This is a genomic window from Chrysiogenia bacterium, from assembly GCA_020434085.1.
Taxonomy (GTDB): Bacteria; JAGRBM01; JAGRBM01; order JAGRBM01; family JAGRBM01; genus JAGRBM01.
Genome location: JAGRBM010000126.1, coordinates 1 through 9,757, shown reverse-complemented (window position 1 = coordinate 9,757; position 9,757 = coordinate 1). Strand labels below are relative to the sequence as shown.

The 9,757-nt window shown below is 64.0% G+C and carries 10 protein-coding genes; 7 read left to right on the top strand and 3 right to left on the bottom strand.

Annotated elements, in window-relative coordinates; translation table 11 throughout:
- Positions 1–269: 269 nt before the first annotated feature.
- The 3 genes from KDH09_04195 to KDH09_04185 form a co-directional block, all read right to left on the bottom strand.
- Complete coding sequence (locus KDH09_04195) at positions 270–650, bottom strand: DUF4345 domain-containing protein (protein ID MCB0218871.1); 381 nt, start codon at positions 648–650, stop codon at positions 270–272.
- A 23-nt stretch (positions 651–673) separates the two neighbouring features.
- Positions 674–1,264 (bottom strand): TIGR00730 family Rossman fold protein, encoded by a 591-nt coding sequence (locus KDH09_04190; GenBank protein ID MCB0218870.1) that lies wholly within the window; start codon positions 1,262–1,264, stop codon positions 674–676.
- 244 nt (positions 1,265–1,508) lie between these two features.
- Positions 1,509–1,895 (bottom strand): 6-carboxytetrahydropterin synthase, encoded by a 387-nt coding sequence (locus KDH09_04185; protein MCB0218869.1) that lies wholly within the window; start codon positions 1,893–1,895, stop codon positions 1,509–1,511.
- A 339-nt stretch (positions 1,896–2,234) separates the two neighbouring features.
- Here KDH09_04185 and hpnC point away from each other — a divergent pair, with 339 nt between their 5' ends.
- The 7 genes from hpnC (at position 2,235) to KDH09_04150 (ending at position 9,625) form a co-directional block, all read left to right on the top strand.
- Complete coding sequence (hpnC, locus tag KDH09_04180; GenBank protein MCB0218868.1) at positions 2,235–3,125, top strand: squalene synthase HpnC; 891 nt, start codon at positions 2,235–2,237, stop codon at positions 3,123–3,125.
- Between the two features lie 11 nt (positions 3,126–3,136).
- On the top strand, positions 3,137–3,985 hold the full coding sequence (hpnD, locus tag KDH09_04175; GenBank protein MCB0218867.1) for a presqualene diphosphate synthase HpnD: 849 nt from the start codon (positions 3,137–3,139) through the stop codon (positions 3,983–3,985).
- Position 3,986: 1 nt separating this feature from the next.
- The gene (gene hpnE / locus KDH09_04170; protein MCB0218866.1) at positions 3,987–5,348 is read left to right on the top strand and encodes a hydroxysqualene dehydroxylase HpnE; all 1,362 of its coding nucleotides are present in this window, start codon (positions 3,987–3,989) and stop codon (positions 5,346–5,348) included.
- Positions 5,349–5,373: 25 nt separating this feature from the next.
- The gene (locus KDH09_04165) at positions 5,374–6,831 is read left to right on the top strand and encodes a hypothetical protein (GenBank protein MCB0218865.1); all 1,458 of its coding nucleotides are present in this window, start codon (positions 5,374–5,376) and stop codon (positions 6,829–6,831) included.
- Between the two features lie 139 nt (positions 6,832–6,970).
- Positions 6,971–7,549, top strand: a complete 579-nt coding sequence (locus KDH09_04160) for a DUF4124 domain-containing protein (GenBank protein MCB0218864.1) — start codon at positions 6,971–6,973, stop codon at positions 7,547–7,549.
- Positions 7,550–7,726: 177 nt separating this feature from the next.
- Complete coding sequence (locus tag KDH09_04155) at positions 7,727–8,914, top strand: acetyl-CoA C-acyltransferase (protein ID MCB0218863.1); 1,188 nt, start codon at positions 7,727–7,729, stop codon at positions 8,912–8,914.
- Positions 8,915–9,082: 168 nt separating this feature from the next.
- Entirely contained in the window at positions 9,083–9,625 is a 543-nt protein-coding gene (locus KDH09_04150; protein ID MCB0218862.1) for a hypothetical protein, read from the top strand.
- The last annotated feature ends 132 nt before the right edge of the window (positions 9,626–9,757 follow it).

Below are 9,757 nucleotides of genomic sequence, written 5' to 3'. Positions count from 1 at the left end.
GGAATTTTCGAAGAAATACTGAGCGCCAAAGGCGCCGCCTCGTTACGCTCCCCCGCCGCCGGGGGAGCTGCCCGGCAAGGCCGGGCTGAGGGGGCGCTGCCCAATCGCACGCTTCACGCCGCCGGCGTAGCTTGAATGTGGCCGGGCCCGGGGGGGGGCCGTTTCAAAGGCCCCCATCCGGCGCGCGGTGCGCGCCACCTTCCCCCGGCGCGGGGGAAGGGCTGATCAGGGGCGCCCGCCGAAGTTGCAATAAGGCCGGGCCGAGGGGGCTAGAAGCTCAGGTTGAAGCCCGCGCCCTTGGGAATCGCCAGGTAGAGGGCAATCGCACTGGCCAGCTCGATCACGAAGAAGACGGTCGGCCACTTGCCCGGCTTCTCCATTGTTGCAGAGATTGCGCGACCGGCGGCCATGCCGCCCAGCGCAATGGCCATTGCCATGATGATGCCCGCGCTGTAGCGATGGTTCTGCGTCGCCCAGAACAGCGCGGCACCAAGGGCCAGCCCCATGCCGCCGTAGACCGCGCGCACTTCATTGCGTCCGTCGGCGGTGAGCTTCACGTCGAAGTAATCCATGATGAACTGGGGCCTGGCCAGCGCGACCACGCCCATTCCCGCGAATGCGGCTCCCACGATCCAGATAACTGCTTCCATGACATTCTCCCTTTATCAGCCGGTTATTCTTTCTCCGGGCTGATCCATCCCTCGACATCGGGCGCTTTGTAACGCGCAAGCGCGTCGAGCAGCATCTCGGGTGTGCGCTCGACGATGAGCAGGTCGCGGTTTTCCTTGCGCAGGAATCCGTCCGAGACCGCGCGCCCCAGCATGGCCAGCAGCGCGTCGAAGTACCCCTCGACATTGAGAACCCCCACGGCGTTGGCGTGAATGCCGAGCTGCATCCAGGTGAGCGTTTCGAGGAGTTCCTCGAAAGTGCCCAGCCCGCCGGGCAGCGCGATGAAGGCGTCCGAGAGCTGGTGGAAGTGCTGCTTGCGCTCGTGCATGGAGCCGCAGACGATCAGCTCGGTCAGGCTGTGGTGGGCGAGTTCTCTCTTTTCGAGCGCGTGGGGAATGATCCCCGTGACCTCGCCGCCGTTGCGCAGCACCGTGTCGGCGATGACACCCATCAGCCCCACGTGCCCGCCGCCATAGACCAGCCCGATGCCGCGCGCGGCCAGCAGCTCACCCAGATGCACAGCCGTTTTCTCAAAGACCGGATCGGTTCCCTTGGAAGAGCCGCAATAGACGCAAATTCGTTTGAGTTCACTCATGGCGGGGGAGTGTAGCGCAGCCGCGTCGCCTTGACACCCGCGCGTCGCGCGGTCCCGTTTTCGTGGACCCTTCGGCAGGCTCAGGGCAGGCTCAGGGCAGGCGTGGACGTGGACGTTCCACCTCTCCCCCTGGGAGAGGTCGAGCGAAGCGAGGGTGAGGGTTCGGGTGCTGCCGTAACGGAACCCTCACCCGCCCTTCGGGCACCCTCTCCCAGAGGGAGAGGGGCTGATCGGTGTTGGGAAATTATTGAACTCTGTCGCTCGTCACCGTCGCAATCGAATAATCGGTCTCCCAGATCATCACTTTGGAGACCCAGGTGCGCTCGGTGTCGAAGATCTTGCCCAGCTCTTCCATGAAGTAGAGGGCGAGGTTCTCGGCGCAGGGGTTGCGCTCGTCGAAGGGGGGGACCTCGTTGACCACCTGGTGGTCCAGGCGGTTGCGGATGGTCAGGAGCTCGCGCTCGAGGTGCTTGAAGTCGACCACCAGGCCCTGCTCGTCGCGCTTGTTGCAGCGCACGTAGACGCGGACCTTCCAGTTGTGGCCGTGCATGCGCTCGCACGGCCCGTTGTAGTCGCGCAGGTAGTGGGCGCCGGCCCAGAAATACTCTTTTGATACCTCGAACGTCGGCATGGCGCGCCGATAGTAGTCGCGGGGCCCCTCATTGCAAGCGCGGGCTGCCCCTTAGGGAGAATGCCCATTTTCCCTCTCCCTTTCAGGGAGAGGGAAGAGCGAAGCGAGGGTGAGGGTGAATGTGTCGAGGCGGGACAGGCAGTTCACCCTCACCCGCCCTCCGGGCACCCTATACCTGAAAGGGAGAGGGGAAATCCCGCCCTTGCCCGGGCGGGGGCGGCGGACTAGGTTTGCGGTCCTGACTGCTCAGTCAGGTACCGGGAGGGGAGCGTTTCGCCCGCCGTGAGTGATGCTGAGAAAACATCGAAGGCCGCCGCCTGGCCCCGCCAGGGGACCGAGCTGGCCTATGAGTGGTGCGCCGCGCGCGCGGCGAGTCACTACGAGAACTTCCCCACGGCCTCGAACCTGCTGTTGGGCAAGAATCTCTCGCGCCCGGTGGCGGCGGTCTACGCCTTTTCCCGGCAGGCCGACGACTTTGCCGACGAGGCCGAGTTCGCCCCGGCCGAGAACCGCATCAAGCTTCTCGATGAGTGGGAAGCGCATTTGGACCGCGCGCTCGCCGGCGATCCGCGCCACCCGGCCTTCATCGCGCTGGCCGACGCGATCGAGCGCTACCGCATCGAGCCGCAGCTCTTTCGCGACCTTTTGAGCGCCTTCCGCCAGGACGTGGCCAAGTCGCGCTACGAGACGCCCGAGGAGATGCTCGACTACTGCACCCGCTCGGCCGACCCGGTGGGGCGCATCGTGCTGCGCCTGCACGGCTTTCACAGCCCGCAGCTCGACGCCATGTCGGACGCGATCTGCACGGCCCTGCAGCTCATCAACTTCTGGCAGGACGTCTTCATCGACATCGAGAAAGACCGGATTTATCTCCCGCGGATCGAGCGCGAGAAATTCGGCGTCACCGAAGAGCAGATTCGCGCGGGCAATGTCGACGACAACTACCGCGCACTGCTCAAGCAGGAATGCGAGCGGGCGCGCGCGCTGCTTGAGCGCGGAAGGCCGCTGCCCGAGTTCGTGGGCGGGCGCCTGGCGCTGTGGCTGCGCGCGGTCTGGCACGGCGGCGAGCGAATTCTCTCGGGAATCGAGGCGGCCGGCTACGACTGCGCCAATCACCGGCCGACGCTTGGCGGCTGGGACAAGCTCGTCATCGGCGTGCGCGCGCTCACCTCGTGGCCGCGCAAGGCGCGCCTGCTGCCGCCGGCGACCCAAACGGAGTGTCCAGGTTGATGGAAGCGACCATGAATGATCTCAGTGCCAGCTACGACGTGACGCAAAAGAGCGGCTCGTCCTTTCTCTATTCCTTCGTCTTTCTGCCAAAGCAGAAGCAGGACGCCATCACGGCGGTCTATGCGTTCTGCCGCGCGGTCGACGACATCGTCGATGAGCCCGGCAGCGCCGAAGAAAAACAGCGCGCCCTGGATGCCTGGCGCGGCCACCTCGACCTGGCCTACGGCGCGGGGCTGCCCGAGGACCCACTCGCGCGGGCGCTCATGCCGTGGATCGCGCGCTTCGGCCTGCCGCGCCACGCTTTCGACGCGATCATCGATGGCTGCGAGATGGATATCTCCAAGAATCGCTACGCCACGTTCGAGGAACTCGACACCTACATCTACCGCGTCGCCAGCGCAGTGGGACTGCTGTGCATCGAGATCTTCGAGTACGAAGACCCCAAGATCCGCGACTACGCCGTGGCACTGGGCAAGGCGCTGCAGCTCACCAACATCCTGCGCGATGTGGGCAAGGACTATCACGAAGTGGGCCGCATCTACGTGCCCGCCGACGAGATGGCGCGCTTCGGCGTAACCGAGTCGGACATCGCCGGGGGCAACCTCAACGGGGCGATGGTGAACCTGCTGAAGTTCCAGGCCGAGCGCGCACGCGGCTACTACGCGCAGGCCGCGGCCTTGCTCAGCGGACCCGAGCGCCGCAACATGGCGGCGGCGGCCATCATGGGCGACGTCTACCACGACCTGCTCATCGAGATTGAAAACCGCCACTTCGATGTCTTTAACGGCGAGATCAAACCGCCCAAACTGCGCCGGGTGATGACCGCGCTGCGCGCCTGGGCCCGCAGCTTCCTGGGATAAGATGAAGAACCAACACGTCATTGTGGTCGGCGGCGGGTTCGCCGGCCTGGCCGCCGCCGTGCGCCTCACCGAGGCGGGCGCCCGTGTCACGCTTCTTGAGCAGCGCAAAATGCTCGGGGGGCGCGCGCATTCCTTTAAAGACCCCAGGACCGGCGCCGATACCGACAACGGCCAGCATCTGCTCATCAGCGCCTACCACCAGACGATGGCCTTTCTCGAGACCATCGGAACCGCGGGGAAAGTGCGCTTCCAGGAAAAACTCGAGGTTCCCTATCGCGATCCCGAGATGGGGCGCACGGTCTGGCTTCGCTGCCCGAACCTGCCCGCGCCCTTCCACCTGCTGGTCGGGGTGCTGGGGCTGGACAATCTCTCATGGAAGGACAAGCTCGCCTTCATGATGGCGGGCCTGCCGCTGTTGCGGCTTCGGTTCGGTGTTCCCAAATCCCTCGACGAGATTTCCGTTGCGGAATATCTCGACCGCATGGGGCAGACTCCGGCGCTGCGCCGCGCGGTGTGGGACCCCATCGTGATTGCGACACTCAACGAAGTGCCCGAGAAGGTGAGCGCCTACCTGCTCGGGCAGGTGCTTGAGCAGGGTTTCCTCTCCTCGCGAAAGAACAGCATGCTCGGCGTCGCAACCGTCGGGCTCTCGGAGCTCTACGTGAACCCCGCGCGCGCGTGGCTCGAAGCGCGCGGCGCGCAGATCCGCACCGGTGTCACCGTGAAGGGCGTGCGCGCCGAGGGCGGGCGCGTGAGCGCCCTGGAACTCGCCGATGGGGAGACACTCAACGCTGATGCCTACGTGCTGGCGCTCTCGCCCAAGGGAATGGCGACGCTCGCCAAGCAGCCGCCCTTTGCGGGTGAGCCCTTCTTTGCGGGTGTCGAGAAGATCGAGTCCTCGCCCATCGTGTCCATCAACCTGTGGTACGACCGGCCGCTGCAGATGGAAGCCGACTACGTGGGCCTGCTCGACTCTCCGGTGCAGTGGGTCTTTGACCGTCAGGCGATCCTGGGCGAGGGCGAGCCGGGTCGCCATCCCTATGCGCTCATTACCAGCGCGGCCGAGTTGCTCGGCGACACGCGCAATCGGGACGTGACCGAGATCGCCATCGAAGCCATCAAGGACGCCTTCCCCGAAGCGCGCGAGGCGAAGCTCGTGCACGCCAGCGTGGTGAAAGAACCCCACGCGACTTTCTCGGCGGCGCCGGGCTTTGAAAAGCTGCGCTGCACGCAAAGGACGCCCATCGAGAACCTCTTCCTGGCGGGCGACTGGACGGACACCGATCTACCGGCCACCATCGAAGCAGCAGTAGAAAGTGCCGTGCGCGCCGTTCGGGAAGTCTCCCGCTACTTGGGAGACTGACCGGCAGGGGCGCGCCAACAGCGAGATGGCCCGCCAAGTCGCCCACTACGCCAAGTTTCTCTTCTATCCATGGAGCCTGTGGTGGCTCTGCGCCTACTATCCGCGCAGGCTGCGCGCGCGCTATGCCGCGCGCAGCGTGGCGGGCGTTTTCGCGGCGTGGTTGCTGCAGTTTCTCTGCTACGTGATCATCGGCTTTCCCATGACCATCTACGTGACGGGTGAGCTGCTCATCTCACTCAATGAAGCAGTCATTGCCGAGCAATCGAACTACCGCCTGCAGTCGGACTTCGATGCAGGGCTGGCGGATCGGGAACTCGAGATTCCCGGTCCCAAAACGCCGGAGATCGTGCCGGTTCCCTACGCGCAGAGCGATGAATACCGCCGCTACCTTGTCGAGCGCTACGCCCCGGTCATCGTGCACAAGATGTCGGCCCACCCGCAGTGGGACATTCCGGTGTTTCTCGATTTCGACGGCAACATGGACCCGCGCGACAACCTGGAGAACGAGCCGCGCTATCGCCCTCACCGTGCCGGCGTTTACGGCGAGCTCACCGCCGAGACCGAGGACTCCTACTACCTCACCTATTCGCTCTATCACGTAAAGGACTACGACCATCCCATTCGCGAGGCGCTCACGCGCTGGAGCTATCACGACAACGACAACGAAGGCTTCATGATCCGCGTGGACAAGCAGAGCATGGAAGTGGCCGATGCCAGCACGTGGTTCCACAATCGCTTCCTGCTCTTCAACCGTACGGGAGTTTCCACGGGCAGCGAGCCGGTGCACGGCAAAGTGCGCACCGAGGGCGGCACGCACATCATCATCTACGCCCAGCCGCAGGGGCACGGCGTGCGCTGCGCGCAGGCGGCCGACGGCGAGGACCTGCTGCGCAACGCCAAAGTGCTTCGCTTCCAGGGCGGCCGCCCCGCCGTGCCGACCCATGCCAATCGCAAGCTGCAGATCGACGCGACCTACGAACTGCGCGATTTTCGAAAGTGGTACTCCCAGGCGCTGGGACCGTTCGGCAAGGACGGGCAGGGCACCGAGCTCTTCGAAGAGACGATTCCCCTGGGTAATTATGAAGACGGCACGCCCATGGTCATCGGCCGCTTCATCGGCGGGCGCGACTACGCGGTGGGAAGCTGGTCGCGGCCCAAGCCCATGTGGAGCTGGGACGACGGGTGGGACGACATCCCGGTGCTCGTGTGGCACTTTGCGCCGAGCTACGCCTTCGCCTCCCACAGCGGGCAGGATCTCTCGCACGTCTACCTTTATGACGAGCCGGCGACGAAGGTCTTCGGCCGCCCCATCGACGAGGTGCTGGCCCTGGCGACCCAGCTTCCCAAGGCTGATCGGCAAGGGATGCCCAAGTGGGGGGCCTTCGCCCACCGCGGCGCAGACATTCGCCGCGACGACTACTGGGAAGCCATGGAAGTGCTGCTCAAGCGTTATGTGAATTACCTCTTCCACGCCCTTGGATGAGGTTTCCAGCCCGTTTTTCGCTGGTGTGTTTTGAATCATTTTGGCTCGCGCGCGGGGATGCTAGAGTTGGAACCATCGCGGGACTGGATCGATCGGGAGGGCGCGCATGGGCCGGGCATCATTTCTAGCCGGAGTTATTGTGGGAGTCGCACTGCTGCTGGGCAGCGCCGCACCCTCATGGGCGAAGCTCTACAAATACACCGACAAGAGCGGCAACGTGCATATCGTCGACAGCCCGATGAAGATCCCGCCGCAGTACCACGACCAGCTCGCCCCCGAAGATCGCCCCGATCCGGCTACCGGAACCGTTCCCGACAAGGGTGATTCAGACAGTTCGCTCCCCGTCTACAAGAGCATCAGTCCGCCGCCGGCCTCCGCGGGCAGCGACCCCGCGCCCACCAGTGAAGAGCGCCGCGAATCGCTGCGCGAGAAAAAGCGCGACAATTGCCAGGTCTCGATCGAGCGTCTCGAAGCGCGGCGCAAGGACCTGGAAGCCCGCTATGAGAAGTGGGCGAGCGAAGAGCGCAAGAAGGGCAAGATCGGCGACGAGCCCAACTGGATTTCCTGTTCGAGCGGTGACGGACGCGCGTGCATCGAGAACAACCGGAAGATGCGACGCGAGCGCGAGGAGAAACTCCTCAAGTCGAGTCCCTACCACGCCGAGTTCCGCACGCTCGAAGCCAAACAGAAACAGCTCGAACGGCGTTGCCGCGACTGATCACGCGCGGACCGGCGGGTCACGGACAAAGCATCCAACGAATGATTTCAGTGAATTAGTGGCCTGACGCACTCGTCAGTGAACGGGCTTCATGCCGCGGGGCTTTTTTCTTGCGAAGCCCTGACGCTTTGGGTCAACATGCGCCCAGCAATTTTCGCTGAAAGGACTCTCTTTCCTATGGCAGAAAGACAAGCAGTAATCGTACAGAGCGCACGCACGCCGATCGCAAAGGCGTTCAAGGGCTCCTTCAACATGACCCACGGCGCCGACATGGCCGCCCATTCCATCGAACACGCAATCAAGCGCGCAGGCATCGAACCCGGTGAGGTCGAGGACGTGGTGCTCGGTTGCGGACTCCCCGAGGGAACGACCGGCAACAACGTCGCGCGCGTCGCTGCGCTGCGCGCGGGCTGCCCCGTCACGGTGAGCGGCACGACCATCAACCGTTTCTGCTCGTCGGGCCTGCAGGCCACGGCCGTTGCCGCCACGCAGATCATGGCAGGCGGCGCCGACATCATGGTCGCCGGCGGCGTGGAATCGATCTCGCTGGTGCAGAAAACGATGAACACCAACAACCTGCCCAATCCCTGGGTGATGAAACACAAGGCCGCGGTCTACATGCCCATGGGCATGACCGCCGAGACGGTCGCGCAGCGCTACAAGGTCACCCGTGAATCGCAGGACGAGTACGCGGTCCTCTCGCAGGCGCGTACTGCCGAGGCCCAGGAAAACGGCGACCTCGCCGATGAGATCGTCCCCATGGACGTCAAAATGATGAAGAAGGACAAGGAAAGCGGTGAGGTCACTTACCACGAGTACACCTTCGACAAGGACGAGGGCAATCGTCCGGGCACCACGCTCGAGAGCGTTGCCAAGCTGCCCGGCGCGTTCAACCCGAAGGGAAGCGTCACCGCCGGTAACTCTTCCCAGCTCTCGGACGGCTCGGCCGCCCTGGTGCTGATGGACGACAAGACCGCTGAGAAGAAGGGCCTCGAGCCCCTGGGCGCGTTCCGCGGCTTCGTGGTTGCCGGCTGCGAGCCCGACGAGATGGGCATCGGACCGGTGTTCGCGATCCCGCGTCTGCTTGAGCGCTTCAACCTCAAGCTCGATGACATCGATCTGATCGAACTCAACGAAGCCTTCGCCGTGCAGGTGGTCTACATCCGCGACAAGCTGGGCATCGATCCCGAGAAGCTCAACGTCAACGGCGGCGCCATCTCCATCGGCCATCCTTACGGAATGACCGGTGCGCGCCAGACCGGCGCGATCCTCCGCCAGCTCCGCAAGCGCGGCAAGAAGTACGGCATTGTCACCATGTGCATCGGTGGCGGCATGGGCGCGGCAGGCCTGTTTGAGGCCTTCTGAGCCGAATAGTTAGCATTTTGCGGATTGCAGGAAGGGGAGCCCATTGTGGCTCCCCTTGCTTTTGCGTCGCTTTTGTCACGAGTGGTGAGCGCTGCGTACTTGTCCAATCCGCCGAGCCCGTGCAGAATCCCGATAGAGGCGAATCCGACCGGGAAGAGGGTGCAGCCGATGGTCCAGTTTCAGGCGAAAGAGCCGGGCGTGGAAGTGCTCGGCGATGCGATCCTGTCCACCGTGGAAGCGATGGGCGGTTTTCGCGAGACCGCGCTGCGTATTCTGCGGGAGAACGGCGTTGAGAATCCCCAGCGCGGCGCGTGGTATCTCCAGCAAAGCTGGCTCGATGCCTTCAAGCAGATCAGCGAGAGCATCGGCAAGAACACGCTCTACCTGATTGGCACGAAGATTCCCGAGAGCGCCGTCTTTCCCCCCGATATCAAAACCATCCATCAGGCACTGGCCAGCATCGATGTCGCCTATCACATGAATCACCGCGGCGGGAAAATAGGAAGCTACGGATATACGGAAAACGGGGAGCGCGGGGGAACCTTTGTCTGCGACAATCCCTATCCCGACGACTTCGACCGCGGCATCATCGAGGCCATGGCCAAGCGCTTCAAACCGGCCGATGCCATCCGCGTAAAAGTGGAGCAGGACGAGAGCGCCCCCTCACGGGGTCAGGGCGCAGAGTCCACGACCTACCGCGTCTCCTGGTAGATTTCCTGAAGCACAAAAAAGCCCCGCCAACGGCGGGGCTTTTCTTTTTTCTTTTGCGCTCTCTCAGTCGGAAAGGATCTCGCGCGAGATCACCAGCCGCTGGATCTGGCTGGTGCCTTCGTAGATCTGAAG

Excerpts from the sequence above, each read along its gene's own strand:
- KDH09_04195 (MCB0218871.1), bottom strand. The coding sequence starts at position 650 with ATGGAAGCAGTTATCTGGATCGTGGGAGCCGCATTCGCGGGAATGGGC.
- KDH09_04190 (MCB0218870.1), bottom strand. The coding sequence starts at position 1,264 with ATGAGTGAACTCAAACGAATTTGCGTCTATTGCGGCTCTTCCAAGGGA.
- KDH09_04185 (MCB0218869.1), bottom strand. The coding sequence starts at position 1,895 with ATGCCGACGTTCGAGGTATCAAAAGAGTATTTCTGGGCCGGCGCCCAC.
- hpnD (MCB0218867.1), top strand. The coding sequence starts at position 3,137 with ATGAATGATCTCAGTGCCAGCTACGACGTGACGCAAAAGAGCGGCTCG.
- hpnE (MCB0218866.1), top strand. The coding sequence starts at position 3,987 with ATGAAGAACCAACACGTCATTGTGGTCGGCGGCGGGTTCGCCGGCCTG.
- KDH09_04165 (MCB0218865.1), top strand. The coding sequence starts at position 5,374 with ATGGCCCGCCAAGTCGCCCACTACGCCAAGTTTCTCTTCTATCCATGG.
- KDH09_04155 (MCB0218863.1), top strand. The coding sequence starts at position 7,727 with ATGGCAGAAAGACAAGCAGTAATCGTACAGAGCGCACGCACGCCGATC.
- KDH09_04150 (MCB0218862.1), top strand. The coding sequence starts at position 9,083 with ATGGTCCAGTTTCAGGCGAAAGAGCCGGGCGTGGAAGTGCTCGGCGAT.